Source organism: Rickettsiella massiliensis 20B (genome assembly GCF_000257395.1).
Lineage (GTDB): Bacteria > Pseudomonadota > Gammaproteobacteria > Diplorickettsiales > Diplorickettsiaceae > Diplorickettsia > Diplorickettsia massiliensis.
In genome coordinates this window covers 892,892-919,144 of record NZ_AJGC01000001.1, presented here as the reverse complement: position 1 = coordinate 919,144, position 26,253 = coordinate 892,892, and the positions used below count along the sequence as shown (strand labels likewise).

37 protein-coding genes and 1 tRNA gene are annotated in these 26,253 nt (G+C 34.5%); 26 read left to right on the top strand and 12 right to left on the bottom strand.

Translation table 11 applies throughout. The annotated features are described in order from the left end of the window. Positions 1-445 precede the first annotated feature (445 nt). Positions 446-1,477, top strand: a complete 1,032-nt coding sequence (locus tag S3O_RS0105500) for a PAS domain-containing sensor histidine kinase (protein WP_010598068.1) — start codon at positions 446-448, stop codon at positions 1,475-1,477. Positions 1,478-1,892: 415 nt separating this feature from the next. Then, positions 1,893-2,264: a hypothetical protein gene (locus tag S3O_RS0105495; protein ID WP_156792764.1), complete on the top strand. Its 372-nt coding sequence runs from the start codon at positions 1,893-1,895 to the stop codon at positions 2,262-2,264. A gap of 65 nt (positions 2,265-2,329) precedes the next feature. On the opposite strand, the gene S3O_RS0105490 is transcribed toward S3O_RS0105495, so the two are convergent. From S3O_RS0105490 to S3O_RS0105475, 3 genes are all read right to left on the bottom strand, one after another. Beyond that, positions 2,330-2,626 (bottom strand): hypothetical protein, encoded by a 297-nt coding sequence (locus tag S3O_RS0105490; RefSeq protein ID WP_010598066.1) that lies wholly within the window; start codon positions 2,624-2,626, stop codon positions 2,330-2,332. 335 nt (positions 2,627-2,961) lie between these two features. Beyond that, positions 2,962-4,842: a PEP/pyruvate-binding domain-containing protein gene (locus S3O_RS0105480; protein ID WP_010598065.1), complete on the bottom strand. Its 1,881-nt coding sequence runs from the start codon at positions 4,840-4,842 to the stop codon at positions 2,962-2,964. A 115-nt stretch (positions 4,843-4,957) separates the two neighbouring features. Then, entirely contained in the window at positions 4,958-5,155 is a 198-nt protein-coding gene (locus S3O_RS0105475; protein WP_192805894.1) for a hypothetical protein, read from the bottom strand. A gap of 182 nt (positions 5,156-5,337) precedes the next feature. On the opposite strand from S3O_RS0105475, the gene S3O_RS17290 reads away from it, so the two are divergent. The 11 genes from S3O_RS17290 to S3O_RS17280 all read left to right on the top strand — a co-directional run bounded on the left by S3O_RS17290 (position 5,338) and on the right by S3O_RS17280 (position 11,410). After that, positions 5,338-5,511 carry a hypothetical protein gene (locus S3O_RS17290; RefSeq protein WP_156792763.1) on the top strand — a complete coding sequence of 58 codons (174 nt, stop codon included), beginning with the start codon at positions 5,338-5,340 and terminating at the stop codon, positions 5,509-5,511. Positions 5,512-5,530: 19 nt separating this feature from the next. Next, positions 5,531-6,052 carry a terminase small subunit gene (locus S3O_RS0105465; protein WP_010598063.1) on the top strand — a complete coding sequence of 174 codons (522 nt, stop codon included), beginning with the start codon at positions 5,531-5,533 and terminating at the stop codon, positions 6,050-6,052. Positions 6,053-6,232: 180 nt separating this feature from the next. Beyond that, positions 6,233-7,462, top strand: a complete 1,230-nt coding sequence (locus tag S3O_RS0105460) for a tyrosine-type recombinase/integrase (RefSeq protein WP_010598062.1) — start codon at positions 6,233-6,235, stop codon at positions 7,460-7,462. A 19-nt stretch (positions 7,463-7,481) separates the two neighbouring features. Further along, complete coding sequence (locus S3O_RS17285; protein ID WP_156792762.1) at positions 7,482-7,622, top strand: hypothetical protein; 141 nt, start codon at positions 7,482-7,484, stop codon at positions 7,620-7,622. 34 nt (positions 7,623-7,656) lie between these two features. Next, positions 7,657-8,040 carry a hypothetical protein gene (locus S3O_RS0105450; protein WP_192805893.1) on the top strand — a complete coding sequence of 128 codons (384 nt, stop codon included), beginning with the start codon at positions 7,657-7,659 and terminating at the stop codon, positions 8,038-8,040. A gap of 208 nt (positions 8,041-8,248) precedes the next feature. Then, entirely contained in the window at positions 8,249-8,455 is a 207-nt protein-coding gene (locus S3O_RS0105445; RefSeq protein ID WP_010598060.1) for a helix-turn-helix transcriptional regulator, read from the top strand. After that, entirely contained in the window at positions 8,448-8,729 is a 282-nt protein-coding gene (locus tag S3O_RS11610; RefSeq protein ID WP_010598059.1) for a helix-turn-helix domain-containing protein, read from the top strand. Before S3O_RS0105445 ends, S3O_RS11610 begins: the two co-directional genes overlap by 8 nt. After that, positions 8,719-9,108, top strand: a complete 390-nt coding sequence (locus S3O_RS11605) for a CHC2 zinc finger domain-containing protein (RefSeq protein ID WP_033227275.1) — start codon at positions 8,719-8,721, stop codon at positions 9,106-9,108. Before S3O_RS11610 ends, S3O_RS11605 begins: the two co-directional genes overlap by 11 nt. Further along, the gene (locus S3O_RS0105430; RefSeq protein WP_010598057.1) at positions 9,101-9,661 is read left to right on the top strand and encodes a hypothetical protein; all 561 of its coding nucleotides are present in this window, start codon (positions 9,101-9,103) and stop codon (positions 9,659-9,661) included. Before S3O_RS11605 ends, S3O_RS0105430 begins: the two co-directional genes overlap by 8 nt. Positions 9,662-9,726: 65 nt before the next feature. After that, the gene (locus S3O_RS13955; RefSeq protein ID WP_010598056.1) at positions 9,727-11,106 is read left to right on the top strand and encodes a DUF927 domain-containing protein; all 1,380 of its coding nucleotides are present in this window, start codon (positions 9,727-9,729) and stop codon (positions 11,104-11,106) included. Beyond that, entirely contained in the window at positions 10,997-11,410 is a 414-nt protein-coding gene (locus S3O_RS17280) for a hypothetical protein (RefSeq protein ID WP_156792761.1), read from the top strand. The genes S3O_RS13955 and S3O_RS17280 overlap by 110 nt, the downstream gene beginning before the upstream one ends. A 509-nt stretch (positions 11,411-11,919) precedes the next feature. On the opposite strand, the gene S3O_RS17275 is transcribed toward S3O_RS17280, so the two are convergent. The 5 genes from S3O_RS17275 to S3O_RS0105385 form a co-directional block, all read right to left on the bottom strand. Beyond that, entirely contained in the window at positions 11,920-12,231 is a 312-nt protein-coding gene (locus S3O_RS17275; protein ID WP_156792760.1) for a hypothetical protein, read from the bottom strand. Between the two features lie 239 nt (positions 12,232-12,470). Beyond that, positions 12,471-13,529 (bottom strand): hypothetical protein, encoded by a 1,059-nt coding sequence (locus tag S3O_RS0105410; protein ID WP_010598054.1) that lies wholly within the window; start codon positions 13,527-13,529, stop codon positions 12,471-12,473. A 179-nt stretch (positions 13,530-13,708) separates the two neighbouring features. Next, complete coding sequence (locus tag S3O_RS0105400) at positions 13,709-14,476, bottom strand: hypothetical protein (protein WP_010598053.1); 768 nt, start codon at positions 14,474-14,476, stop codon at positions 13,709-13,711. A gap of 222 nt (positions 14,477-14,698) precedes the next feature. Next, positions 14,699-15,253: a hypothetical protein gene (locus tag S3O_RS0105390; RefSeq protein ID WP_010598051.1), complete on the bottom strand. Its 555-nt coding sequence runs from the start codon at positions 15,251-15,253 to the stop codon at positions 14,699-14,701. Between the two features lie 284 nt (positions 15,254-15,537). Next, on the bottom strand, positions 15,538-16,350 hold the full coding sequence (locus S3O_RS0105385; protein WP_010598050.1) for a hypothetical protein: 813 nt from the start codon (positions 16,348-16,350) through the stop codon (positions 15,538-15,540). A gap of 397 nt (positions 16,351-16,747) precedes the next feature. Here S3O_RS0105385 and S3O_RS17270 point away from each other — a divergent pair, with 397 nt between their 5' ends. The 10 genes from S3O_RS17270 (at position 16,748) to S3O_RS0105345 (ending at position 22,992) form a co-directional block, all read left to right on the top strand. Further along, a complete protein-coding gene (locus S3O_RS17270) occupies positions 16,748-16,927 on the top strand; it encodes a hypothetical protein (RefSeq protein ID WP_192805892.1) in 180 nt (59 codons plus the stop codon). A 20-nt stretch (positions 16,928-16,947) separates the two neighbouring features. Further along, positions 16,948-17,637, top strand: a complete 690-nt coding sequence (locus tag S3O_RS0105380; RefSeq protein WP_156792758.1) for a PD-(D/E)XK nuclease-like domain-containing protein — start codon at positions 16,948-16,950, stop codon at positions 17,635-17,637. 11 nt (positions 17,638-17,648) lie between these two features. Next, positions 17,649-17,843 (top strand): hypothetical protein, encoded by a 195-nt coding sequence (locus S3O_RS15485; RefSeq protein ID WP_050816842.1) that lies wholly within the window; start codon positions 17,649-17,651, stop codon positions 17,841-17,843. Beyond that, positions 17,840-18,397: a recombinase RecT gene (locus S3O_RS15480; protein ID WP_050816841.1), complete on the top strand. Its 558-nt coding sequence runs from the start codon at positions 17,840-17,842 to the stop codon at positions 18,395-18,397. Before S3O_RS15485 ends, S3O_RS15480 begins: the two co-directional genes overlap by 4 nt. 394 nt (positions 18,398-18,791) lie before the next feature. Further along, positions 18,792-19,238: a helix-turn-helix transcriptional regulator gene (locus S3O_RS0105370; protein WP_010598048.1), complete on the top strand. Its 447-nt coding sequence runs from the start codon at positions 18,792-18,794 to the stop codon at positions 19,236-19,238. A 296-nt stretch (positions 19,239-19,534) separates the two neighbouring features. Further along, complete coding sequence (locus S3O_RS0105365; RefSeq protein ID WP_010598047.1) at positions 19,535-19,846, top strand: hypothetical protein; 312 nt, start codon at positions 19,535-19,537, stop codon at positions 19,844-19,846. Positions 19,847-19,948: 102 nt separating this feature from the next. After that, positions 19,949-20,347, top strand: a complete 399-nt coding sequence (locus S3O_RS0105360) for a helix-turn-helix transcriptional regulator (RefSeq protein ID WP_010598046.1) — start codon at positions 19,949-19,951, stop codon at positions 20,345-20,347. Further along, a complete protein-coding gene (locus S3O_RS0105355) occupies positions 20,344-20,583 on the top strand; it encodes a hypothetical protein (RefSeq protein ID WP_010598045.1) in 240 nt (79 codons plus the stop codon). Before S3O_RS0105360 ends, S3O_RS0105355 begins: the two co-directional genes overlap by 4 nt. Positions 20,584-20,784: 201 nt before the next feature. Continuing rightward, on the top strand, positions 20,785-21,684 hold the full coding sequence (locus S3O_RS0105350; protein ID WP_010598044.1) for a hypothetical protein: 900 nt from the start codon (positions 20,785-20,787) through the stop codon (positions 21,682-21,684). A gap of 6 nt (positions 21,685-21,690) precedes the next feature. Next, complete coding sequence (locus S3O_RS0105345) at positions 21,691-22,992, top strand: ATP-binding protein (RefSeq protein ID WP_010598043.1); 1,302 nt, start codon at positions 21,691-21,693, stop codon at positions 22,990-22,992. A gap of 488 nt (positions 22,993-23,480) precedes the next feature. On the opposite strand, the gene S3O_RS0105340 is transcribed toward S3O_RS0105345, so the two are convergent. The 3 genes from S3O_RS0105340 to S3O_RS17775 form a co-directional block, all read right to left on the bottom strand. Beyond that, positions 23,481-23,556 (bottom strand) — tRNA-Thr (locus S3O_RS0105340). A 215-nt stretch (positions 23,557-23,771) separates the two neighbouring features. Then, entirely contained in the window at positions 23,772-24,014 is a 243-nt protein-coding gene (locus tag S3O_RS20425) for a hypothetical protein (protein WP_408005663.1), read from the bottom strand. 102 nt (positions 24,015-24,116) lie between these two features. Next, complete coding sequence (locus S3O_RS17775; protein WP_010598042.1) at positions 24,117-24,407, bottom strand: hypothetical protein; 291 nt, start codon at positions 24,405-24,407, stop codon at positions 24,117-24,119. Positions 24,408-24,417: 10 nt separating this feature from the next. Between S3O_RS17775 and S3O_RS15470 the strand changes: the two genes are divergently transcribed. Then, entirely contained in the window at positions 24,418-24,795 is a 378-nt protein-coding gene (locus S3O_RS15470; protein WP_010598041.1) for a hypothetical protein, read from the top strand. Positions 24,796-25,143: 348 nt separating this feature from the next. On the opposite strand, the gene S3O_RS0105325 is transcribed toward S3O_RS15470, so the two are convergent. Further along, the gene (locus tag S3O_RS0105325; protein WP_010598040.1) at positions 25,144-25,338 is read right to left on the bottom strand and encodes a hypothetical protein; all 195 of its coding nucleotides are present in this window, start codon (positions 25,336-25,338) and stop codon (positions 25,144-25,146) included. A 531-nt stretch (positions 25,339-25,869) separates the two neighbouring features. On the opposite strand from S3O_RS0105325, the gene S3O_RS17770 reads away from it, so the two are divergent. Next, positions 25,870-26,043 carry a hypothetical protein gene (locus tag S3O_RS17770; RefSeq protein WP_192805891.1) on the top strand — a complete coding sequence of 58 codons (174 nt, stop codon included), beginning with the start codon at positions 25,870-25,872 and terminating at the stop codon, positions 26,041-26,043. Then, positions 26,027-26,185 carry a hypothetical protein gene (locus S3O_RS17260; RefSeq protein ID WP_192805890.1) on the top strand — a complete coding sequence of 53 codons (159 nt, stop codon included), beginning with the start codon at positions 26,027-26,029 and terminating at the stop codon, positions 26,183-26,185. The genes S3O_RS17770 and S3O_RS17260 overlap by 17 nt, the downstream gene beginning before the upstream one ends. Positions 26,186-26,253: the final 68 nt, after the last annotated feature.

Below are 26,253 nucleotides of genomic sequence, written 5' to 3'. Positions count from 1 at the left end.
TTATTCTTGAGTTGAAAATAAATATTGATTTGGTTTAGTTATTGTCAGATCAAATAGATCTTTATTTTTTTAGCAAATATAAAAAAATAGTTAAATAACTATTTTAGGAAATTCGGCAAAATAAAATTAATATTTTAATCGTCTTTGAATTAATTCAATTTTTATTAAAATAATAGATAAAAAATATTATTTATGAGCATTTAGTTTTTAACTCTTATATGAGAAATGCTAAAAAATTTTAATATAATTTTATATATTAAAACAAAGTATGAGTTTAGTTAATTATTATAATAATTAATATATTATCAAGGTTATATAATCTATAAGAAAATCAATTTTTTTATTAGGTATAAAGAAAAGAGTTATCAATATTGTTTGTTTTAATGAGTTTTAACGTATTGGTGTTCCAAAATAAGAAATATAAATCCTATGTAAGGATAAGTTTATGCTTATAGAGGCGATTCAGAAAATTGCTGACGCAATTGACCCTATTTTACCCGTAAAATTTTTTGCGATTACTAAATCAGGACGAATCAAATGGATGAATAAACGAATGTTTACCTATAAGGATAAGATAGATTTTAATAGATTAAAAGAAGAAGATACTCTTATTTTTGGTGAACAAGCGTGGTTACATAATAAAGAAGTCCTTTGTTCAAATAAAGAATCTATTAATTATGAGCGTAAAGATAACAAGGATTTTATTACGATACGTATGCCCTATTCTGAAAAAGGTTTTCGTGGTCTTTTAGGTTTTTTTATTGATATTACTAAGTTAAAGCAAGCGGAGCAAGCAAAAAAAGAGTTTATTGTGAATATGAGTCATGATGTACGTACACCGTTTAGTGGTATTTATACTATCGCTGAATTGTTAAGCCAAAATAAAAATGATGATTCGCTTAAGGAATATTTAGGATATATCTTAAACTGTTCTAAACAATGGGTAGTGACTATCGATCAAATTATTCAGTCGATCGTCAATGAGGCAATAGATAAAAAACACTTTAATATACATGATTTATTGACTGAGATTGAAAATTTATATATCGCTATTATCAAGTTTCGAAATTTACAGTTTAAAGTATTTTGCAAGGATAATTTCATTGATTGTGATTACTTTATTTTGAAAAAAATATTAATTAATCTAGTAAGCAATGCCATTAAGTTTACAAAAATCGGTGAAGTAAAAGTGAGCGCTCAAGTGAAAAAGCAGATTTTAATTTTAGAAGTCGAAGATACAGGAATAGGTATTTCAAAAGAGCGATTATCCACTATTTTTGAGCAATGTGTACCATCGGATGTTGAAAAGCAAAATCCTTTAGGTTTTGGACTATTTTTAACTAAACAATCTGTTGAAAAATTAGGTGGTAAAATTACGGTAGTGAGTGAAGTGGGTCAAGGGGCACTATTTCGCGTTAAAATTCCACTTTCTAGAAGAAAATCTTGTACAGACATTATGTTCTTAAATCAATTTTGAATTGATATAAGTCAATCTTTTTAAGAAGAAATAGTTTTATATTTTTTAATCTAAATATATTTAGATTATATTTTGAAAATTTGTATTTTCAGCTAAAAGTAAAAAAATGAGGGGGTGAGTGCATAATAGAAATCTTGGTTTGTGCAAGTACTGCTGACTTTTGTCATTATTTTAAAGCATTTAAATTCGTGATCATAAAAATGAACCGGAATCTCGAACGACTGTTACAAATCAGAAGCATACTACAATTTATTGAAAAAAGAACATTGTTATAGCTAAGGTAACGCTTACACACGTATAATCATGGTGGAGAATGTGTTGAGCATCTCTACCAGATAATAAAAACTTTCTTTTTACTCTGGATTAGGTAGAATCCACCCTTTATTTACACATGAAAATAACAAGGACACCTACTATGAAAAAAGCAATAATAGGTTTATTTGCAGCTACTTTACTACTTTCTTCCTGTGCAGGAAGAACTCCTAACCCTGTTCCACAGTATCAACCAGGCGATGAAATGTTAACGTGTTCCCAGATAAAACGAGAATTGATAGATAATCAAACTAAAGTTATGAATCTTATCCCTAAAGAAGATAAAACAGTTAAAAATGTTGCTTTAGGTGTTGCAGGTGCTTTTGTCATCGTTCCGTGGTTCTTTATGGATTTTTCTGATGCTGAACGTGTAGAAATACAAGCTTACCAATTACGTAACAACTGGCTACGTACTCTTTATAGCCGAAAAAAATGTGGTAATTTACCTCCCTCAATTAAGTTTCAAGGCCAATAAAAAGAATTATTCTCTAAGAATAACTACTCCCACGCTATCAGCGTGGGATTCAGTTTAAGAGAAATTTATTTATTACAGTAAGTTAATAGACATTGGATTAACAACGGTACAGAATCATCTGTAGCGGTTTTATCTTTTCCGTCCTTCCAAGTATTTCTAGGAATATATAAATGTGCCCAGAGATTTTTTTGCGAACCCAGAAGCAACAAAAACTTTTGTAATGCTTTTTTCGCCACCAATGATCGTTTTAAAGTGGTAGTTATTCGTTGGATCGCGTCATTGGTTTCATTAACCGGTGTAACAAAGATATCCGTTGGTGCAAAATTGGTTGGATTTATTTCCACCAGATCAGAAACAGGCACGTTCAGAAGCCATGGCGTTCTTCAATGGTATCTTGGAGTTTTAAACGGTTTTGATATTGCAGCGTGACTTCGGTATCAAATAATTGACACGCGGCTTCTAAATTAACATCTGGCATACGCAACCCAATAAATAAAAATTAATTAATTTCCATCCATCAGGTTGCCTAAAATAACATTAGGGCTGATATGGCACACGATCGACTAAAAAGGTTACGAAAAGGCTTTTAAAGCGATAAATTCATTATAATTTCTTCATAGATACAAGCAAGCTACTTTATCAGGTATGAAATGATGCAGCTTGCATAATTTTTACAATCCCCTTATTAGCGTCGACCTCAACCCAATACGCCATCTTTAATGAGTTGCGTAGCGTACTGAGTTCCAATAATAGATGGGATGCCTAGTTCTCTAGAAATCAACACAGCGTGACTAATAATTCCTCCTTCATCCGTTACAATAGCACCTGCCTTTTTGCAAGCAATCATTAACTCGGGACCTGTTGAACCTGAAATAAGCACACTACCTTGTTCCATGTTATCGATGCGTTTATCTAGCTCATCTTCATTGCCTGTTTCTGTGTGATGAATTACAACAGCACGACCAATATACCACCCACTGTTTCCTATATCCCCTCTCAATATCGTGGTACTTCGGCTGGTATTCATTAATTGTTGATAATAAAGATCCGCTTTAATACCGTAAATAAATTCCCAATTTGAGAATTTTCCTCGAATCGAGGAGCTTAGCCGATCTGTATTAGGAAATAGCCTGGCTTCCAACATACCTTGTACAAGCTCTTGCCACGTATAACTCCAAACAGTTTGCAGTGGATTAAGCCGACGTTCAATTTCGTATAGATATGGTTGAAAAATAGATGGCTCATACATCGTATAATCAAGGTATTGACGTTGAATAAATTTTAATTTTGCCATACATTCGAGATTTTTTCCCCACCTATTATCTTTATTAATTTCAACAAGTGCTGCAATCACCTCAGTGCTGTGTGATTCTGTAATAAAATAATCCTTAAGAGAAGGAAAAAACTTTTCATAGAAAGGAATTTTCTTCATAATACGTTTTTCGTAATCTTTAAAACCATAGGTATAAAATGGTAACGATTTTTCCCCCAATATCTTTTTATATTTTTTAGAAATAAACAATGTTTGTTGTGAACCCGAATGATAGCTGATAAAGTCACCGCCAAAATAACCGGATTCTAAATAAACCGAACAGAAAAAGTGGGAAAACCCCGTTTGCCATAAAAAATCATATGTCGAGACATTAACGCATTTCTTTATTTTAGGCGTTTTAACAATTGGGCGACATTGGACGATATAAAAGTGATGCTTTGATTTTACCCATTCGACATCAATTGGGTAACCATAATAACGGTCAAGTTTTTTGACGAGTTGTCCTAAATGAACTACTTCTTTATCGGTTAATTTTGGACGCCTTCCAACTTCTTCTGAGAGCTGTACCCACCCATTTCTGCACAAAGCTTTAGATTGCCCAGTAATTTTTTTCAACAAAAATACATCTGTTTTTTTGTCAATAACAAACCGATCCGGTGTGATTCTGCCGGATACTAGGGCTTCGCCAAGGCCAAAAACTGCCTCAATAACCATTTGATCAGAAAAACCAGTATGCGATGAAAACACAGCGCCCGCGGCTGTGGCATCAATCATTTTTTGGACAATAACGCTACAGCGACGTAGCGAGCTTGGTAAATCACGATAATGCCACAATACATTTTTACTATAAGTAGAAGACCAGCAGCGCTTAATATGATACAATAATTCTGATCTTTTAATGTTGAGGAAACTATCAAATTGTCCTGCGGCACTCGTGCTTGCTTGATCTTCAAGTGTGACGCTGGAGCGCACAGCAACATACGGCGCTTTCAGTTTTTTAAAAGCATCAATTATAGTCCGTGTAATGTTTTCTGGAATATCAATGTTATCAATAAGTGTTCGGATTCTTTTACTTATCTCTCCAATTTTGTTTAAACTCGAATGATCACATAAGAGAAGGGCTTTATTAATCTCAGATTGTATTCCGCTTTGTTTTATAGTTATGTCCATCGCTTCGGGTGGAATAACATAAGCAGGTGGTACAGGGAATCCTGCGTTATACATTTCTGAAAGATGTAACCATTTACTTCCGAAATTCAAATGATTGTTGTCGGTTAATTCATTTAAGAACCTAATGGAGAGCATTTTGTTTTCTTTTCCAGCATAAATCTATTGCGAGCTGTAATATTTTAGCAAAAATATTTAAATAGTTTAATGCTATTAATGGATAGCATATATAAATCTATGGATGATACCAATGCTATTTCTTACTAGCTTCAGCCACTTCCTGAGCAAGATTAATATAACGATTCCTATTTTTCTCGGCAGGGTTTTTCTGATATTCCTTCGCTATATTGAGTAATTCTGTTCGGCCTTCATACGGGCCGGACAGATTAGCACGCTGGTTACTTAATCCAGGCACTTGACTGTTTAATACTTGATCAATAGCATCTGACATGGCACTTTCATCTCCTAGGATGGTATTTAACACAGTATTATGTAAGGAAAGAGGGTAGGTTTTTGTTACATAATCTTCTACTACTTTCAATTGACTGCAGAAGATAAAGACGAAATCAGAAAAGTCTTTAAACAAAAAAAGGCTTCTTTAAAACAAACAACCCTTCAATAACGAGGAATCATATGAAAACGCATAATCTAAGCTTCAATCGAGACAGCGAATTTCGCTTAACTCAGAAATTAGATCGTTTAGAAGCGAGTCTTTATAAAGTTAAATGGTCTTTTCTGAAATGGAGTATTGGATTAGCCTTTATTCTGATTGTTTCAGAAGGTCTAATTTATAGCTTATTCAATTAATCAATAGAAAAGAATAAAGATGATGAATAACAAGACAACAAGTAAGAATATCCTAACTGCTTACTTTGTACCAAATGGACTTACCCAGCGTCAGTTTGCCTTCTATAACCGATTAATCGAGCAAATAAATGAGACAGGCAGGATGGACGCTAAGCAAGCGGCTAGTTCAACAAGTACTTCACGGATTGCTAGCCGACTTTTAAAAAAAATAGAAGGTCAGGTCTACCTCAAATCTCTTCAAGAAAATTCTACTTATTCGGCGCTAATTACTATCGATTGGGTGATGGAAAAGTTAGTGAGCATGGTTAGAGCTGGTATTTCTGACGATGGTACGATTAACTACAGTGCATTACCCTGTTCTATTCGAGCTATTTCAGAAATCAATAAGATTAAAGGTTATTATGCACTTGATAAGAAAGTGAATCTCAATATGACGATGGATGATATATTAACTACCCACATTTTTTTCTCCAAACTTCGACACATATTCGACACAGAAAAAGCGGGCTTGGAAGAGATTGGCTATGAACCATTGATTTAATTGGTGCCGATGAGACGAATCGAACGTCCGACCTACTGATTACGAATCAGGGCATATTCTTGTTTCAATGTTTTCTATTACGTTTCCAACTATTCTTAAAAACTCTATTTTTATATCATAAAAAAAATAGTTATTGTATTATAGTGTTTCATCTAATTTCATAACAATACGGTGCTTGCCATGTCATTAGAGGAACCCCGAGAGGAACCCCGAGAGGAACCCCAAAAAGAAAATTCTCGTTTTACAGATAAGCTAATTAAATCCCTTAAGCCAAAGCCACAACGTTATGACGTAAGGGAAAAAAGTGGCCAAGGGTTTGGTATTAGAATTTTTCCTTCTAGTCAAAAATCTTGGATTTTCCTTTATCACTTTGAAGGAAAGAAAAAAAGAATGACATTAGGAGCTTATCCTATTGTTTCTTTGACTGAGGCACGAAAAAAGCATTTTGACTCTTTACGTTTATTATCTGAAGGGAAAGACCCGAACGTAATTAAAAGAGCAACTCAGTTAGCATCAATAAATGCTGAGACTATTCCTGGTCTTGTTGAAGAGTATTTAGAAAAATGGGCTAAAAAACGTAAGCGCTCTTGGAAAGAAGACGAGCGTATATTAAAGAAAGATGTACTTTCTTCTTGGGGGAAGAAAAAAGCTAAAGATATCAAGAAACATGATGTTATTTCTTTATTAGACAAAGTGATTGAGCGAGGTTCTCCGATTTCAGCAAATAGAACCTTAGCTGTTATTCGTAAAATGTTTAACTTTGCAGTCGAGCGCTCGATATTACCTATAACTCCCTGTTACAATTTGAAAGCGCCTGCATTGGAGAATCAACGGGATCGAGTACTTTCTTTTGAAGAAATAAACACATTATGGACTTGTTTAGATAAGTTTAATTGTTCTGAGCTAATTAAGCTAGTTTTAAAGCTACAGTTAGCTACGGCTCAAAGAAAAGGAGAAGTTGTGTCTGCAGAGTGGCAAGAAATAGATTTCAATACAGGTTGGTGGACGATTCCTAGCCATAAGGCAAAAAATCGAAATAGTCACCGTGTACCGTTGTCAAAATTATCTATTTCTTTGTTAACAGAGTTAAAAAAATATTCTGGACATACATCTTGGTTATTTCCTTCCCGTGTTGGAAATCAACCTCTAACGGGTTCGGCTGTTGATCATGCCCTTTTGAAGAATCTGCAAGTTCTTGACTCTGTTAAACCCTTTACACCGCACGATTTACGCCGTACCGCGGCAAGTCATATTGCTAGCCTAGGTATTTCACGGTTGGTAGTGAGCAAGCTTTTAAACCATGTTGAAAAAGGTGTTACCGCGATTTATGACCGCCATAGCTACGACAAAGAAAAACGACAAGCCATAGAAGATTGGGGATTAAAACTATGGGAAGTTATCTCAACTTAATAAATAAGGAGAAGAGTTGATGCTTGATGTTAATAAGGATGATTTAATTTTGCTAACGGTAAAATATAGCCAATATGAACATATTGCTAATCGACTGCTGATGGAGGCAAGTAAAGAAAATATTAAGCTTTATATTAAAAACACAAGAAAAATACCCTAAAATTGTATTAGCGAAGGCGCAACAGCGGATGGGAATGGGTTTTATAACAGAAACTATCCCAGAATATGCGCCGCTTTTGGGAATTAAAGATGTATGGATTAATGAAAGAGAGATTGACGGTTTTCTTAAACAAGAACAAATAAAAGTAACTTCGGAGGTAGAACAAGAATTAGAAGAGATTGCTCAATCTTATAAGCAAATGTCACGAGAAGTTCAGATAAGAATGAAAAGATTATATGATTTATATATTGAATATTATGTAAAGCGCGATCAAATAACGCGTCCTATACAAGAGGTTATACAAGCAAATATTGTAAAAAAATACGGTACTGGGAAAGAAGAAGCTGAATTTATGGATAAATATATAAGGCCAGATAAGCTTAAAGCGGGTGGTAATAGACCGCGCAAGCAGCTTTAAAGTAATTCTTTATTAGGAGAAATGAGCGAAAGAGAGCCCCCCTAATTTTTTAATAAAACCACTATTTTTATAGTAGGAAATAAAGCCCCCTCCCCCTTAATATCTGCTTAAATTTCAGGGGGAGGGTAATAAACCCTCTGTTTTTATCAGTGTTTTTTATGTAATTCTTTATGCTTCATTCAATTTTTAAGATGCATGGAGGATTATTATGGATCAACCTTATTTACTACGTTTCCCTGATATAAAAAAGGCAACAGGTTTAAGTCGCACTACTATTTGGCGACTTGAACGCAACGGCCAATTTCCTAAACGCAGAAAACTCTCTACCCACTCAGTGGGCTGGTTACGAGAGGAGTTTGAAAAGTGGGTTATGACTCGCGAACCTATTTTTAATCATGGAGATGATAATGCCTAAACATTACAAAACAGTATTTGATTATAGTAATTTTCTGTCTAATCAGAGGGAAAAAATTTTAAAATGGTTTTCGGTTAATTCTAAACTTTCTACTATAGAGGCTAGAGATAAATTAGGAATATTATACCCATCAGGAAGGACTTTAGAATTAAGAGAGCAAGGCCATTTTATTATAACGTACTGGGTAGATGAACCTGATACCAATGGAGTAATACATCGTGTTGGTCAGTATTTCTATTTGGGTAGGAAGAAGGAGGCTAATAATGATGTCTAAAAACAGCAAAGGACCGGGTATTCGCCGTACTCAGCCCTTTCATAAATACCAAACACATTACCATGCTACCTCAAGGCAGACATTAACACCACTTTCTAATCAAAAACGACGACAATTTGATCCAAACTTGCTTCCTAGCCCTCGTGAATATTACACGGAGGTGTTAAAGAAATTCTATCCTCAAGAAAAACAAGCCACGGCACTTTGTCCGTTTCATCCTGACAAAATTCCTTCTTTCTCTGTTAATTTAATACATGGGATGTTCTTTTGTTTTAGTTGTGGTGCAAGAGGAGGAAACGTTCTCACGTTTCACATGCGTTTACACGGAATTAAGTTCACGAAAGCGGTCACTGAACTAGGAGCATGGAAGTATGAATAATTTACCCACACAAGAAATTACCGAAGATTTAATTAATCAGTTTGCAAAAAATGAACTAAAAGGCTTATTTATTGATTATAAACACATAGGCACGCATGTTTATTGTAATAAAGATAGATCCATCGCATTTTTAAAGATCCGTCTCAAGAACTTTAGCACCGGTAAAAAGTGGATAAGGCCTTTTCACTACGATAACGAACGAAAAAATTATACTCTGGGAGAACCTAAATTTAATCAAGGCAAGCCCTTATATCGCTTGCCTGAGCTAGTTGAGCGAGGTAATGAGGTTATTTGGTTCTGTGAAGGGGAAAGCTGTGTAGAGGCTATAGAAACTTACGGGTTATTAGCGACAACATCGGGCTCTGCTAGTTCAGTCAATACGACTGATTTTACACCTCTGGCCAATCGAAAGATTAACTTTTTTTGCGATTTGGATGAGTCAGGAATGAGGTATCGAGAGAATGTTACGGCCGAACTGCAAGCATTAGGCTGTCAAGTGGCTTGGGTCGATGTTGATCGCTTAAAACCTTCCAGAAGCTTAAATTACCTTTAGTCAATCCGCTCAGCCTAGCAGCTACAGTCGTTCCTTTTTGCCCGCTTGAGGTGAAAGATGACGGAGTGTTTTATTGTAAAGAAGAAGGAAAATTACCTATCTGGCTTTGTGCAAGATTAGAAATAACAGCCTTAACTCGTGACCCTAATAATGAGAACTGGGGGCGTATGTTAGAGTTTAGTGATGCAGATGGACAGTTTCATTGTTGGAATATGCCTGATACCTATTTAAAAGGAAATGGTGAGCAAGCGATAAGTGAGCTATTACGTCTAGGTCTTAATCTCCATACCGGACAAAAACAAAGAAGATATCTTCTAGAATATATTGGGACAACCCAGGTAGAAACTAAAGTGCGTTGTGTTTCTCATACAGGCTGGTACGAGCAATCGTTTGTATTACCGGCTAAAGTATATAGTCCGGCTGAAACTAACGCTAAAGAAACTTTACTCTATCAAAGTGATTATACCTTACATAATTATGGACAATCTGGCTGTTTAAAGGACTGGAAAAATAATATTGCCTCGTTATGTATTAATAACACGCGACTTACTTTCGCGGTTTCACTTGCCTTTGCAGGTCCTTTAGTGGGTTTATTAAGCTTAGAAAGTGGCGGTTTTCATCTGCTAGGGGAAAGTAGTATCGGAAAGAGTACGCTATTAGCGGTAGCGGCTTCGGTGTATGGAGGAGAACAGTATGTGCATAATCTCCGTGCTACGGATAATGCCTTAGAAGGTTTAGCCGCGCAACATAATCATGCGTTACTTATTTTGGATGAATTATCGCAACTTAACCCTCGTATTGCCGGCGAGGTGTTTTACATGCTAGCGAATGGTCAAAGTAAATCACGTGCTTTTAAAACAGGACAAGCGAGAAATAGGCACTATTGGCGTTTACTCTTTCTAACGAGTGGCGAGTTGTCATTAAAATCCCATCTGGAATCAACTGGACAAATCATTAAAGCAGGTCAAGAAATTCGTTCGGTCAATATCTCGGCAGATGCAAATAAGGGTCATGGTGTATTTGATGTATTACACGACTTTAAAGAGGGTGCAAGTTTATCTAACCACCTCAAGAAACAATGTCAGCAATATTATGGCAGTGCTATGGATGCCTTTTTAACGCGTTTAGTTAATGAAGATAAGGCCCGAATTAGAGAATTAAGAGAGGCAATAATACTGAAATTCTTAGAGCGGGTAAAAGGTGAAAAAGCTCATGGTCAAGTTAAGCGCGTTGTAGAGCGATTTGCTTTAGTAACCTTGGCCGGTACGTTAGCTTCAGAATGGGATATTACAGGTTGGAAGATAGAAAATGCTACACAAGCCGGTATTGCCTGTTTTGAGTCATGGTTTAAAGATAATAGAGAAGCCGGTATTAGCTCTTCAGAAGAAACACAAAATATTAGAACAAGTTCGTCATATTTTTTTATCTCAATCATCGCGCTTTGAGCCCTTTTTTACAAAATCATCCCCAAAAAGTAATAGAGCTGGATTTGAGGATGAGTCACAACATAAACCCACCTCAGGTGATTATTACGTTTTTCCAGAAACATATAGAAAAGAGATTTGCAAAGGTTTTGAGCCTCAGGCAGTGACAGCACTGTTATTAAGAAAAGGTTTCCTAGTGAAACATCCATCAAATGGCAAAATAGATGCTTCAATTTATGTTCCCGCGTTAGGCAAGACAGCGCGCTTATATCATTTTTCTTCTAATATTATTGGGTCTAAGAAAGCAGAAAAAATGGGGGATTAGCGAAAAGGGCATGTGAGAGACGTGAGGTTTGTGAGACTAATATAACTTATTGCTTTAATCGTATTTTTACTATATTTCCTCTCACGGTAACTGTTTTATAGATTGTGAGGAATGTGAGGAATCTAATTAATTGTACATAAAATAAACATGATCTCACAAATTTCACAAATGGAAGAAATGAAGTTGTGAGAGAAGATGGCTTTTGAGATCTTGATTTTAAAGGGCTTGTCACGATCTCACAAATCTCACGCATCTCACAAGCTATTTTTGCTCTATCCTGAAAAATAGAAGGAAAAAACAGAAAATGAACTACCAACTAGCCTGAGTAGTAATGGCCATTCCAAGGGCAACCCTAAAAGGGCATTACACAAAAAGACCTCTGACTAAAGTTGCTTGGGTTCATGAGGCTAATGGAATTAAAACGTTGCTGATCCAAAATAAAGATAGCTTTTAATCTAGACAGTTTAATCTAGACAGTTTAATAGTGCTAGCCAAGTTACAGGCTCCAGTTAAGGTTTAAAAAAGTTACTCTGACTACTTGCCGGGGTGTTTTCATCCGGTCTCAAAGAATTTGATGTGGATTTTTCAGTTGATAAAATAAATAACTTATCTACTTTCACCTCGACTTCATTTAACTTTTCTTGATCTTGTAATTGCTTCGCTTTCACTTCATTTACTCTCGCTTCGACTTCATTTAACTTTTCTTCATCTTGTAATTGTTTCTTTTTGAATTCTATGCATAATTGTTTCAGATCCTTGAATGATTGCTCTAAGTCTTTGATTGTCTTTTCTAATTCCTCAATACGACGTGTAATATCCAACCAGTCCTCTGAGGATTGTCTTTCAAACGTGGTCTGTGAATCCTTACAAAATTCTTTAATACGCAGAGGGTAATTTTTAAATTTATTTAAATAGTACCGACTTTGCTCTATGTAACATTGACTGTAACGACAGATCAGGGCCCTCATCATTTGTGAAGACATTGAACTTATCATATGATCGGGGTGAAATAATAATATCCCTCCCTTAAATAATGGTTTTAATTGGCTCTGTAAATGATCTAAATCATTTGGCTTACCCTTAATCTCTGCAAGCACCGTTTCACAATATCCCAAATGTAACTCAATGATCGTTTTAAATTGATTGAAGCTAGTCTGTAATAGATCTTCCACTTTTTGTAGCGCATCTTTTTTACCAATGATTCTAAGCATTGTCTTTGTTCTTTTATTCTTTCTGTAGCCTCACCTAATGAATTAATTTCATTTTTATGTTCTTCCCTCGGGACAGGCAATGGGGACGAAGAAGACACGGGCTGTGAAGAATCCGGAACAACCACCATGACATACGCTCGATCCGACTCTAAATTAGGCTCTAACACATCCTTTTCTAGATCCTCCCACTCCTCGTCTTGAATCACTTCATTGGCTCTCTCTGGGATAAGATTTCCTGGCAATGGCTGTGAAAAAAAGTTAGTTAACCTTTGATGATAATAACGAAACATAATCACCTTGACTTGCTGATATTCCTGTTCAGCTTGTTGTTTTAGAGCAAATCGTTCTCCTTCCTTTTCTATATTTTTTAAATATTTAGACAGCTTCGTTAAAAATATTTTGTCTAATTGAGGCAGATGAGCTTTAATTTCCTCTAAAAAATGTTGTTCTGTCCACTGCGGATGATGTAAATATTTTTCTAAATAAGTTTCAAATCTGACATGGTATTGATACAAACATAATGCTAATTTATTGAAGAATGACGTATGCGCGCTCGGCATCACTACGCTTGCTTGTTCCAAATGATCGGGACGTACCGCTTGATAGGCTAAACAACGTTGATAGTAGTTCCAAACATCAATCTTCTTATTCATCCCAAAATAAGAAAACCAACGGCGCCAACGCGGCATTTTCCAATAGCATTCTATTGTTCGACCCAGTTCTTCTGGAGTTAGATCAAATAAACGTAATGAACGAAGTTCATCTAGATTCCGCTTCCATAAAGGAGCCTCCTCGCTTAAAGGAGGATGAATGGTCATATAGGATTTCCATCTTTTCGACCACCAACGACGTTTAAAGGGTCTATTGGATAGATACGCATCCATTTGATTCAATAATTGACTCAACATATCCTCCTAGGCACTTCCTCCTCCTTTAACTAAGATTTAAAGAAACGAGTATGACTATTTTCCGACGTATTTGCATCGGATCTCAAAGAGTTTGATGCAGGTTCAGGTTGTTGATTTGAAAGAGTCAATAACTTATCCAATTTAGCTTCGACTTCCTGTAACTTCGCTTGATCTTGCAATCATTTTGCCTGGACTTCCTTTAATTTCATCTCGACTACTTTTAATTTCGCATTGACTTTATTTAACTTCGTTTGAGCTTGCAATCGTTTCGCTTCCGATTCTTTGGAAGTTTCTGCAGCTTCTTCTCTTTCTTTTATTAACTCACTTACATGTTCTCTTAATTCATTTATAGTTTCTTGCAATTCGCTTTTATTTTCTTCTATTCTGAACTGTTTTTGTTCCTGTACCGGAAAATGGCTTATAAGTTCTGCAATAGGGCCAGAGACTAACCTGAGCATGATCTTATATAAGACACTTTTATATACATTTTTGGCTTGATTATACCGACCATCATAATTTCTTTTAAAATTATTTAAAGCGTGGCTAATGATTTCAGTATCCTCTAAGGATAATACGGTGCATAAATCTCCAATAAATATTCGTACACTCTCCAATCGTTCTTGTCTAATCTCCCAAGTAGATTTAAATAAATTTTGAATTAAGTGTTTCAATTGTTCAATAAAGGGTAATTTGTGAATGTACTTAGGATTAATTCTTGTTAAAGCTAATACTTGATAATTTTGCAATTGTTTTAAAGCGGTTTCAGCTTCTTGCTTATTTTCTGGGGACACCTCTTTTAGTGCTTTACTATCATCACAAATCGAACATATTTTATTAGGATCTTTTAAAATAACATCTATCGATAGCACATTTTTTGCTGAGAAATGAACTGCTGATGAAGGTGTATTTTCTAGCGCTAATAAAGGGCGGTCAATAAAAGATAGCAAGTTACCAAATAAAGGTGCCGACCTAGAGCTTTTGCCCGAGAATCATCTTGTTGATTCTGTAAGAAATAATATAAGAGTTGATTACATTCAGAATGGGGTTGCGAAGAAGAAGATTTCCAGAAACAAACTCCATTGGGATCAAGGCCTTTATAAATCACGTACAATAAATCATCAACCGTAGCCACTTGCTGCTTTTTTTCGTTTTCATTAATTGTTTTAGCTTTATAAAGGTAATGGAGATTTAATTATTTTTATAATTTGATGGAATTTTTTGATGCGTGCTACACCATTTTTATGCTCTTGATTTTGTTTTAATTCAGAAACTTCTTCTTGTTTTATAGTTAAGGCCAGTAGCTTTCCATCTAAAGAATTATAGTTCTTCTTTAATTCTCCTGTTAAACTCTCAAGAGTCTTAACTAGCTTTTCAGCTAGTTGATGCATCATTTTAGAAACGACGTGAGTGTTTTCGAATGGTTTATCTTTTAAAATATAGTCTCTCGGAAGCAGTTTTACCTTAAATGATTTCGAAAGCTGAATCAATGCATCACTTTTTTCTCGGATGGAACCCCAAGAGCTTTCTTTATAGTTTTCAATCAGTATTTCAGCAGATTCATCAGGTAAAATTTCTTTAAGTCTTGGTAGTGCTGATTCCAAGCAGAGCTTATTGAAACAATAAGGTTCGACGAGGATTTCTATAAACAACTTAGTTGGACATTGCCCCATTCTTTTAGTTTTGAGCCATTCGAGTAGCCCATCAGGATCCTGATCGGGTAACACCGTGCCTAGCTCCAGTTTCTTAAGATAACCGATAAGACTTTCACATTTTTCGATTTGTAAAGCACATAAAAGTATAGCTAATTCATGTGCTAATAAATCAATGGTAGCTTGATCGAATGCATATTTTGAAACATGCTGACGCAGAAAAATTTGGGCGATCAGTAATTTTTTATCCGCGGAAGAATTTTTTTTGATCCATTACATGCAGAAAAATACGTTGCCCAACTTCAATCTGTTTCTCTTCAGTAAGTAATGGCCACCAGTTTGGATTACTCGCCCATTCTTCAACCTGATCCTCTATTATAATCAGTTTGTTGAAATACAGCGGATATTTCAACCATAGCTTCACGGACCGTCAGATATTTTGTATTTTCTTGTGGGATCGCAGGCATTATTTCTGATAGCTGATCAATACTGTGCTGGAATTGTTCAGAAAGATTTAGATCTGCGCTTTCTGGATTGAGAATAAACCCTTCTTTAAGCTTGTCAAACATATCTTTTTTTGTGTATTCCATCTCATTGAAGCAAGCTTTAATATCTTCTAAATATCCATTAAACTTTTCAATTACTCCAAGCTCACCTGAACCTGATCTTTGATTTGATAAGTTGGCGATATACAATAGTTGGCGGGGTGGTATTTCAATTGACAATAAAAATTGGTTCAATTCATCTTTGAATGACTGAAATTTAATCTTAAAATCTAATAAATTACTTAAGAACGTTTTCTTATCCTTGGCAGCGAGTTGTATTACGCTTTTATAGATTTTTAAAAAATATATTTTTGCATTTTTTAAGCTCTCAACACTATGATTCAATTTAGTCAAATAAGAATCAGCTTTTTCCTTAGTTTTTTGATAATTATCATCGTCAATTGATGTAAAGTAGTAAGGTGTTTTTGCTTCTATCTCGCATTGTCGGCCTGGATTTATTTGTTTTTTCCATTTATTGATTTGTTCTTGCATAAGATGTGAAATAGAACCCACCCCTTTACAAGCCGCGTTGCCACTTATTTTGCCTACATGAATCAAATGCAAAATTTCAAGTGTTTCCCATACGAATCTACCTGCACTAAAAGCGGTTAACGTCTCAATAATCATGCCAACTCCTTTTATTTTTTGCGTAGCAGTTTTGAGTATAAATTAAAGATTAATTATTTTATATATCCTTCATAATTTTTTTAAAAATAAATTAAATTATTTTAAAAATAAATTTATTTTGTGATGAGAGTATATTCACTTCTACTTTTCATAGTGATCCGCTTTAAATAAAAACATACACTAATTTACTTGATTATTATTACAAATAATCACGTTGTTTTTGAGTTTCAGTTGGTATGTTTAAAATGCTAACATTATAAATGTCCGATAATATTAAGTATAAAAGGAGAACTTAATAATAAAAAAATGGATTTTATTTATACTCTGCAGTTTGATTTCATGTAGCGTTTATTGCGATGTGTTTGTTCACGGCTATCATCGTAAAGATGGAACTTCCGTGAGGCCTCATTATCGCAGTAATCCTGATGGTAATTTCAATAATAATGGGTCGACGAAAGGCAATAGAAATCCTCATACTGGAGAGTGGGGAACGAAATCGAGAAGAGAAAATAATAATCAAACGCTTGCAGACTCACACAACTCAAAAGCCGTTCAGCCCGCGGTCAGTGGTGGATAGAGGGGAAATAACGTTCATGGATCAATAGAGATTACATCCCTGAGTCCCCTACCCCAGCTCAAATTTTGGGCCATGCATTACATACGGCAATTTTAGAACCTGAAAAATTTGAAGAGCAGTTCATTGTTTTACCGAAAGTAGATAAACGAACCAAGGCCGGTGCTGAGAAATGGAAACAGTTACAGGAAACGATGGGTAATCGAAGCCTTCTCACTGAAGCACAATATGAAGAATTATGCGTAATGAAAGCCAGTTTTGAGAAAAACACTCTGGCTGTACAGTTGATTCAAAATGCGAAAATAGAGCAATCAATTTATTGGAACGATCCGGATACCGGGATTTTATGTAAATGCCGCCCAGATATCCTACACAACGGATTAGTGGTTGATCTTAAAACAGCCCAAGATGGCAGCGCCTGGTCGTTTTCTAAGGCCGTGCACGACTACGGTTATCATATTCAAGCGGCAATGATTCGTTCAGCCTTACAGGCTATCAAGGGAGTGGATATGCAATGTTTTTGGTTTTTAGTGATTGAGAAATTAGCACCGTATGTGGTCTCAACCTATAAGCTGGACAAAGCGGCCTTGGAAAAGGGTCAAGAAGCCTTCAGCGATCTATTACAGCACTATAAACAGTGCTTAGAAGCCGATGAATGGCCCGCTTACCCCGTTCAAGAAATATCTTTACCTCACTACGCCTTTAAGCTTTAAGGAGAATAATAATGTCAACTTCCCTATCCGTACAATCTCATAGTCTGATCCCTCAGTCCTGGGCCGAAGCAATGCAGTTTGCCAATGCCATTGCTAAGAGTCGTTTTTGTCCAAGAGATTATCAGCACAAACCCGAAGATATCCTCGTGGCGATGCAAATGGGCTTAGAAGTCGGTTTAAAACCCATGCGCAAAACATTGCGGTGATCAACCATCGTCCTTGCTTATGGGGAGATGGCGCACTGGCGATTGTGCAAGCTTCAGGTCAATTAGAGAGCATTGAAGAAGTGATGGAAGGAACCGTTGCACTATGTCGAGTTAAACGTAAAGGTTTGGCCAAAGCAATCACACGCACCTTTAGTCTAGAAGACGCACAAAAAGCGGGGTTACTTAAAAAACCTGGGCCTTGGCAAGACTATCGAAACCGCATGCTACAAATGCGGGCCCGTGGATACGCCCTGCGCGATGCCTTTGCCGATGTGTTGAAAGGCTTAACGATTCGTGAAGAAGTCGAAGATTATGTGCAAGAAGAAAAAGTACCTTCTCAACAAACGAGTCAGTACTTAATTGAGGAATTACATCAGCAATTAAGAGAAGATAAACCCGTAACGGAACAACCCATTATGTCGACTGGCAAATACAAAGGTAAACGTATAGATGAAATCCCAGAGGCTTATTTGCAATGGCTGGCCGCCAATCACAAGGAATATCAGTCTTTAGCTGAACAAGAGTTAAAAAGAAGGAGGGAAGAGCACATCTAAAGTCTTTTTTTAACAACGTATAAAACTTTAATCCTTAAAAACTGCCAGACCCCACTTAAGGGGGACAGCGATAGAGTGCGCAAACACCCTACCACTGTCTGGCCACAACCCAATTCCAGGAGAATTGAAATCATGGTTACGTCAATCGTATCTCGATCGTTTGATCGAAGCAACTTTTACTGTCTTTACAGACAATATTTCTATTATAAAAATTGTTTATACAGGCAATTATTACAGCTTAATTCTTGTCTAAGAATACAATTTCAAGATTTTCTTTTTTCCCATAAGCTATTTATTAAAGAAAAAGGGCGCATAAAAAAACGCGCCCTTCACATCACTAAAGTACAGTCATACTTTAGTGATGCTAACCATAAACAACTAACTGGAGTTGGCCATGGCTATTAGTAGATTAGCTCGTGATGAGGCTTGGTACAAGTTAATTTCTATTGAAGAGCAATACTATAGAGCAATGGCAATTTTTTGCTTATCTGAAGAAGGAATCGTTGCTCCTAGCAAGGATGAAATCAATGAAAAAATAAGCTACCTATCTCATATTTCACCTAAAAAAACAGCTCTTATCTCAAAGCCTTTAACATCTAATGAATTAAAATGTCTCTATTATGCTTCCTGCGGAAAAGAAGTGAAAGAAATAGCAATTTTATTAAAAAAGACAGAGAGCTCAATTATAAAAATAAGAGCGACTGCTTGCCATAAACTACGTTGTGAAAAAGTTAACGAGGCTATATTCGTTGCTACTCAACTTGGATATCTACCTGTAAAAGCAGGGAAATTAGCGAGCCAAACGATAGAAATAGAGGAAATAGAACATACGTCTATTTAAAAAATATTGAATCTATAAGCAAGTTTAAAGTAACTTCTTTTTAATCAAATTAATTTAATAATAAGGAAGAACATATGCAAAAAAAAGAAATATTGTTCCTAATAATTATGTTATCAATGATATAGTTGATACTTTGATGAGAGATATGGCTTCTCCAACTGACGATTGAAAATATAAAAAAACATTTAAAAAATCGTTTTTTCGAATTATTACCAATTATTTCTGAAGTCAAATATGGACTGATTCTTGACTCATGTGATAAGAGACAGAAATTATTTTCAGATTTTTTTGAGCAAATGATCAACTATCAAATTCATTCAGTTAAAAGTAAGGAAGAAATTATTCATCAAGTATTACAAGTACCCTATCAATTTATTCTCTTTAAAATTGATGATTTTTTTCAGGATATTTCTTCCCTCATTAACTCTATCCGAAATGAAATGAGCAAAAACAGAACAGCACTAATTTATTTAATCACGAGTGATCGATCAAATCATACATATCTCAAAAAAATTTCTTTCGATGAAAAAACTTTTATTTTAGATGTTTTAGAGGAAGATGAATCTCTATCAACTTTACTAGAGGTAATTCCTGATCTCATTAAATAATCTTAATGATAAAATACTAGATAAAACTTATTTTTTGGATAAAATAATGCATTCAGATGAAGAATTAGACTATTTTTCTAGTCAATTAAAAAAACCCAACATGTGCTTTATGACGAACTTGCTCGAGATTACTTACTTTATTTAGGGAATAGAAAACCTTCAAACAATCAATTGGTTGTTTTTAAGAAGTTAATCACTGATGTTATTTCTAACTGCTTATTCACTTTCCCAGATAAGCTTACCCTACAAGAAATGAAATGTTTATACTTATCTTTTAAAGGCAAATCGATAGCTCATGCCGCAGAAATATTAGAGATTCATCCTGATACGGTGAAATATTATCGAAAAAGAAGCATCAGAAAGTTAGGTTGTAAAAATATGGTTGAAGCGGCGTTCAAATGCACAGGAACTCACTTTCAAAATGATTTATGTGATAAGTTAATTACTCAGAATATTCGACACATAAAAGTTTATATTCAAAGAAAAGTTAATAGTTTATGACCTATCCTCACTTAAAAGAGAACTTATCTGTTGAAATTATGGATCATATTGATCAACAAAAGCTTATTCTTGAGCATCTGAAAAAAGCAATTGCCCAAGCCCAACTTACTTTATCAGATGACTTTTTGGATTATTCATCAGAAACTATCCATTATTATTTATCCGCATTATGCGACAATTTAGAATTTATAAGGAATATGGTTGAAAGTTTAATCAAAAAATTCCCTATAAATTAAGAAAAAAACTAGATAAATTTTTTATTTTTTTATACTATTTTTGTGATTCAATTTTTATTAAAATTAGGATAGCATAATTATTTATAAAGATAGAATATATTCTATAAGATAATAAATTATTTAAAGTAATAGTAACATTATATTTAAAATAAATATAATATAACTTAAAATTCACAATGGTATTTTTTTCAAATATAAATTATGTTCCCAACTATCAAATTAAAAAAACATCTTCATAGTGCAGATGGAAAAACCGCTTCTGTTTTAATGATTATTAGTATTGATCAAATATATCAGCAAAAAGAAGATTTTGAAGCATTTTGTTTGAAAATGAATGAAGAATATAAAGAAGGACACTGCCACAAAGTTACAATCATTGAAACTGGATATTTAAAACGTCATTATCTTGCTTTAGATTCTAAATTCTCTTCTTCTGAGGAATCTGACTTAGCAGCAATTCAATTAGGAATTGAGTGGAGAGAAGAACAAAAAGAATCAATTAACAAACTAAAGATGCCTGTAAAAATTATTTCTTGGAAAGAGATACTTGAAACACAGCTTAATGAGAAAGATAAGCCTTTTTGTGAATATTTATCTGATATTAAAAAAACGTATGAAACTGATAAATGTTTTAAGGGTCATGTTGAACATCTTTCTAAGAAATATGCGAAAAAACTATTAGAAAAATATGACCCAGAAAAAAATAGAAAGCTGGATGATAAATGCTTAGAAGCAGCTCGTAATTATTTACTAGAAGAGTCAAGTATTATTTTTAAATTAGTGCATTATGATTTTACACATCAACTTTATCCTGGGGCAGGGAATGCTGCGCTAAGATATGTGCATCGAAAATATTTTGGAGAAAATAATCCACTTCCATGGGTTGAATATAAAATTGAAAATCCAAATGATTTATCTAAGTTGAAATCTTCTAATAGTTGTTTTTTTAAAGAAGTCGGAATAGATAATCAAAATACTAATATAAAAAAAAATATTCTTCTTGAACTTAATAAATTAAAACAAGAAGAACAAATAAAGCTTATTAATGAGTTATATATAGAATACTCTATGAAATACTCAAGCTTTGTAAGCCATAAGTAATAAATTATGAAAAATAAATCTAATTTACTTTCCTTATCTTTTCCTATCATTTATCGTCTTCTTATAAGCTACTTACCTGTAAATGTTTTTATTGTTGATAAAGAGGGTTACTTAATTTGGGTTAACTCTCGTATGATTGATATATTAAAAAAAACTGAAGATTACTTTATTGGTAGACATATTTCACACTGGGGTAATGATAAGTGGGAAGCTTGTAAAAAAGTTTTGGAGAAAGGACAGGAGCAAATCGTTGAAGAAAGAGGTATTGATCAAAGAGTTTATTTGACAAACAGAACGCCTGTTAAAGAATTAGTAGATAAAAATATTATAATCCAGGGAGTTATTGGAGTTTCACTTGATATCACTAAACAAAAACAAGCCCATATTGCCAAACAAGAATTTATACAAAACATGGCACATGATATTAGAACGCCCTTAGCTGGAGTGATTGGGTTAGCGCAGCTTCAAAAAGAGGGGTTAGAATCATTAGAGGAATCAAAAGAATACGGTCAAATGATCTACGAAACAGGCAATCAATTACTCGACTTGCTCAATGCCGTAATCAAGGTGATTGATACCGAACAAATGACCGATTCTGTAAAAGTAGAACCATTAGATTTATCGGGCTTAACGAAAGAACTTTATGCCCTAATGGAGCCTTCTGCCTATACGAAAGGATTAAAACTAGTTTTAGATGTTGAACAAAATTTACCACTTATTTTGAGCGATAGAATCAAATTAAAACGTATCTTCCTCAATATTTTATCGAATGCAGTTAAATTTACCAAGATCGGTGAAATACGTTTTACTATTAAGTTATTAGAGATAGAAAAGGGTTGCGCAAAAGTAGAGGTCAAAGTAGCCGATACCGGGATAGGAATTGCAAAAGAAAATATCAATAAGATATTTGACCGCTTCTACCGTGAACATCCTTCTTATTTAGCAGAATATAGCGGCTACGGTTTGGGGTTATATTTGGTTAAGGAAATATTAACTCTTCTAGGCGGTGAAATAAACGTAGCGAGTAAAGAAGGAAAAGGAAGTTGTTTTACATTATCGTTTACCTTTCCTTTGGCGCATCAAAATCTGGATAAAGCAGAAACAGTATTAGCGTCCAGCAAAAAATCTCAAGGTAAAACCGGTTCTGTGCTCATTGCTGAAGATAACACGATTGTGCTACGTGTACTGAAGAATCAATTAGAGGAAGCAGGCTATGAGGTAATGGTCACCATGGATGGGCAAGCGGCGTTAGAGGCATTAAAAAACCCATTCTTTTTGTTGGGCACTGTTCGATATTGGTTTACCTAAACTCAAAGGAACTGAGGCTTGTAAAGAATATCGTCAGTGGGAAACGAAGAAGAATAAGCCTCATTTACCTATTTTTGTACTGACTGCACATTCCGTCGATGAGGTGAAAAAGGAATGCGATGAAGCGGGTATAGATTTAATTTACATCATAAAAGAAATTGAGCTATTTATTAACAATTCGCCGTAACCCAAATCGGGTGAGTGGTGGAAATAGACTCGCTATTTTTTCTTTTAATTTAAACAATTAATGGTCAATAATGGCCAATGAAATGGAATTTAAATAAAAGTGACTAATCAAACTCGTTTACTTTCTCATTCAAGCTTCGGCACATACTTGCCAGTAAAAATTAACTTTTATGAAGTATTGTTTAAAACAAGATGCCTAGCAAGTACATTAGAGGAACCCCTGTAGGAACCCCGATTAATTTAGCGCAAAGCAAGGGCGCCGACTACTTTAGTGTAACTGCCTGATTTTAAAGGATTTTTACTGGTGCCGATGAGACGAATCGAACGTCCGACCTACTGATTACGAATCAGTTGCTCTACCGACTGAGCTACATCGGCTTTCTTCAAAAGACCCCGAATTGTAGTCAATTTGAGTATAATTAGCAATGCAGAGATCTTCTCTTAAATTTCCTTGCGGGAGATTTGTGGGAGCTAGCGTCGTTTCCTTTTGTTTTAGAGCAATCAATTGATTTGCCGTATCGCAAGCTTTATTAGCTACTCGAATCAAGTTAGCCAATTCAGCTGCTGAGTAGTGCGTAGTAATCCGCCCATTCTTATGGCCTAGTCAAATCCTGTCGATCCTCAAAGCTAACTTCCGCAGCGCGTAAACGTCGTCCAAAAGTATGCTTAAGATCATGCACTCTTACGTGAGCTAACCCTGCTCGTACACGCGCTTTCTTCCAAGCCGAATTTAACATCCTTGTTACAGATTTACCTCGAAAGGTACATACATACTCAGGATGAATTCCTCGTACTTCCTCAATCACGCGATGGGCTATCCTATTAAGTACAACCAGTCGCTCTTCTCTGTTCTTAACTCGCCAGTCAGGAATTAGAAATACCGATCCTTCGGGTATTTTAGTTTCCCATTCCCATTGCAGCGCACCTATTTCCTGATCTCAACATCCTGTATTGGCAGCAAAGATAGCCATTCTTCGTAAATGAATAGGAAGTTCATCAAACAGTTTTATTTGCTCTTCTGGCGATAAGGGATAAGGTTTGTGCTTATCTGTTTCTGATTCCAGCTTGATTTTTGGCGCTGAGGGTAACCAACTTAAACTATATTCGTCTTTCCACTCTTCAGCAAATAAATTCAAAATACGCCGAACAATTTGCAAAGGGTAATTGACAGCCCGCATTTTTACCTTTTCTTTTTTACGTTTTTGTATATAGGCTTGTAGAGTTGTCATAAAAGGTGTTATGGAAGTACAAGCAGCCAAAGCACAAGAAAATCAACTTGACCTGCAAGCTAAACAAAATGAATTGCAGTATCAGCAATCTACTTTAAGTAACTTAGATAGTTTAGATAAAGTCATTCAACGACAAACGGCACAAATGACCACGCGTGGCGCGGCATTCTCATTACCGAGTTTTAATGCCACACAACGTAATACCGAAAACATTACCGCCAGACAACAAAAAAATCTCGACATTCAAAAAAGTATTTTAGATGAGAATGTCGCCATAGAAAAACGTAAGGTCAGAAATAGTTTATACGGTCAGTTATTTGGTGATACAGCCAAAAAGTCAACAACTATAATATTAAATATATTTAAGTTTTACGTGATAATCATTTAACTTTTTTTCGTTCCACTATTCAGGTTATGTCTCTCAGCCGTAAAATTCAGTATCGGATATGTTCTATTTCGATAAGAATCATAAAATTATCCAATAAGGTTTAAATAAAATTTCTGATACAAAAACAGTAGCTGATATCAAAGCTATTCTGTAGAGTTTGCTTAGAGATTAAGTGAAAAATATTTTGCAATTTTTTAAGTTAATTTTAATATTTTTCATCAATTATTTATAAACATTATTTTGTTAAATAAAATTTAAAATTCTCATAAATGAATTTTATAATAATTTATTATTAATATAATTAAAAATGTAAATTTAGTCGAAGTAAAATATGGCTTACTATGACAACTACTGTATCGTTTCACCTTCTTTGTAATCAAAGTTTGCTTGTATCATCAGTTGACCAGGAACTAATGGGCAAAAAGTAGTTTTAATTAGATAAGATTGGCCAGGAGATAAAGATTCTATTTTTATAGGCTCTAATGTATCTAATTCGATACATTTTTCATTTTCCTTTTTATTTGGGAAGGTAAATTGATCCATATCGTCATTGTCCTTTGAGATAGAAATAAATTATTATAACATTTTCAAACTTATTAGTTTGATTCAACATATTGGAACAGGCAATAATAATTAGAAATCAATGGTATATTTTTTACAGGGTAATACAATCTATATAAGATATTCTGATATTTATTTTTATTTATATATTTTTTAGAAGATATTCCCAATAAGAATTAATTCTATTTTTCTCTCATTGTAAAGCTTATTAATTATTTGATTTCAATCATGAATAAAAAGACGATTAGGTACAAGAAAATATAATATATATCTTTAAATCATAAATTAAGTGTAAATTGTAAAACTAAAGAGAAAATAAAAGTTATTATTTATAGCATAGAGTTTATAAGAATAGCTTATTGATGAATCTAGATTTGTAAAATTCTTATAAAAAGAATTTTTTATTTAAGGAGTACTTTAAGTAGGTATTAATCATGAATTAGATTCTATTTAATATCGTATCGTACTAGATATATTATCATAGTGATTTTAAATACACATTTATAGATGATGATGTTTATAAAGAAGCGAGTCGCTATTCTCACGAAAAATTTTGGCCATCCTGGCCCCAAAATTAGTTCGAATCATGCGACGGCAGTGGCCACGATTCGTCCGGCGTCTGGCACGCACCTGCACTTTATCGAAGCGCTTCATGCCTGCGCTTCCCACCATGACTTTACGGCGTGATGCGTTGCCTGCTTTGCCCAGCAACGCACGCCTATCGCGGGCTCTTCAACTGCGCATTGCTTTCGCAATGATCTCCTTGTCTCATCGAATGTTGTATTTATTCTCATTTATTACTTCTTATCAGAAGTTAAGTAGTTATTAGTACTAATAATATATTATTAATTATTTTGTTAAATATATATTTATGACTGTAAAGTTTATTTATATATT

Excerpts from the sequence above, each read along its gene's own strand:
- S3O_RS17260 (WP_192805890.1), top strand. The coding sequence starts at position 26,027 with ATGACTTTACGGCGTGATGCGTTGCCTGCTTTGCCCAGCAACGCACGC.
- S3O_RS0105495 (WP_156792764.1), top strand. The coding sequence starts at position 1,893 with ATGAAAAAAGCAATAATAGGTTTATTTGCAGCTACTTTACTACTTTCT.
- S3O_RS11605 (WP_033227275.1), top strand. The coding sequence starts at position 8,719 with ATGATGTCTAAAAACAGCAAAGGACCGGGTATTCGCCGTACTCAGCCC.
- S3O_RS15485 (WP_050816842.1), top strand. The coding sequence starts at position 17,649 with ATGTCAACTTCCCTATCCGTACAATCTCATAGTCTGATCCCTCAGTCC.
- S3O_RS0105365 (WP_010598047.1), top strand. The coding sequence starts at position 19,535 with ATGATCAACTATCAAATTCATTCAGTTAAAAGTAAGGAAGAAATTATT.
- S3O_RS0105475 (WP_192805894.1), bottom strand. The coding sequence starts at position 5,155 with ATGTCAGATGCTATTGATCAAGTATTAAACAGTCAAGTGCCTGGATTA.
- S3O_RS0105445 (WP_010598060.1), top strand. The coding sequence starts at position 8,249 with ATGGATCAACCTTATTTACTACGTTTCCCTGATATAAAAAAGGCAACA.
- S3O_RS0105385 (WP_010598050.1), bottom strand. The coding sequence starts at position 16,350 with ATGATTATTGAGACGTTAACCGCTTTTAGTGCAGGTAGATTCGTATGG.
- S3O_RS0105325 (WP_010598040.1), bottom strand. The coding sequence starts at position 25,338 with ATGGATCAATTTACCTTCCCAAATAAAAAGGAAAATGAAAAATGTATC.
- S3O_RS0105500 (WP_010598068.1), top strand. The coding sequence starts at position 446 with ATGCTTATAGAGGCGATTCAGAAAATTGCTGACGCAATTGACCCTATT.
- S3O_RS11610 (WP_010598059.1), top strand. The coding sequence starts at position 8,448 with ATGCCTAAACATTACAAAACAGTATTTGATTATAGTAATTTTCTGTCT.
- S3O_RS0105350 (WP_010598044.1), top strand. The coding sequence starts at position 20,785 with ATGTTCCCAACTATCAAATTAAAAAAACATCTTCATAGTGCAGATGGA.
- S3O_RS0105480 (WP_010598065.1), bottom strand. The coding sequence starts at position 4,842 with ATGCTCTCCATTAGGTTCTTAAATGAATTAACCGACAACAATCATTTG.
- S3O_RS0105355 (WP_010598045.1), top strand. The coding sequence starts at position 20,344 with ATGACCTATCCTCACTTAAAAGAGAACTTATCTGTTGAAATTATGGAT.
- S3O_RS0105430 (WP_010598057.1), top strand. The coding sequence starts at position 9,101 with ATGAATAATTTACCCACACAAGAAATTACCGAAGATTTAATTAATCAG.
- S3O_RS0105465 (WP_010598063.1), top strand. The coding sequence starts at position 5,531 with ATGATGAATAACAAGACAACAAGTAAGAATATCCTAACTGCTTACTTT.
- S3O_RS15470 (WP_010598041.1), top strand. The coding sequence starts at position 24,418 with ATGGAAGTACAAGCAGCCAAAGCACAAGAAAATCAACTTGACCTGCAA.
- S3O_RS0105450 (WP_192805893.1), top strand. The coding sequence starts at position 7,657 with ATGGGTTTTATAACAGAAACTATCCCAGAATATGCGCCGCTTTTGGGA.
- S3O_RS17770 (WP_192805891.1), top strand. The coding sequence starts at position 25,870 with ATGTTTATAAAGAAGCGAGTCGCTATTCTCACGAAAAATTTTGGCCAT.
- S3O_RS17285 (WP_156792762.1), top strand. The coding sequence starts at position 7,482 with ATGCTTGATGTTAATAAGGATGATTTAATTTTGCTAACGGTAAAATAT.
- S3O_RS0105410 (WP_010598054.1), bottom strand. The coding sequence starts at position 13,529 with ATGTTGAGTCAATTATTGAATCAAATGGATGCGTATCTATCCAATAGA.
- S3O_RS0105345 (WP_010598043.1), top strand. The coding sequence starts at position 21,691 with ATGAAAAATAAATCTAATTTACTTTCCTTATCTTTTCCTATCATTTAT.
- S3O_RS17290 (WP_156792763.1), top strand. The coding sequence starts at position 5,338 with ATGAAAACGCATAATCTAAGCTTCAATCGAGACAGCGAATTTCGCTTA.
- S3O_RS0105370 (WP_010598048.1), top strand. The coding sequence starts at position 18,792 with ATGGCTATTAGTAGATTAGCTCGTGATGAGGCTTGGTACAAGTTAATT.
- S3O_RS0105460 (WP_010598062.1), top strand. The coding sequence starts at position 6,233 with ATGTCATTAGAGGAACCCCGAGAGGAACCCCGAGAGGAACCCCAAAAA.
- S3O_RS17775 (WP_010598042.1), bottom strand. The coding sequence starts at position 24,407 with ATGACAACTCTACAAGCCTATATACAAAAACGTAAAAAAGAAAAGGTA.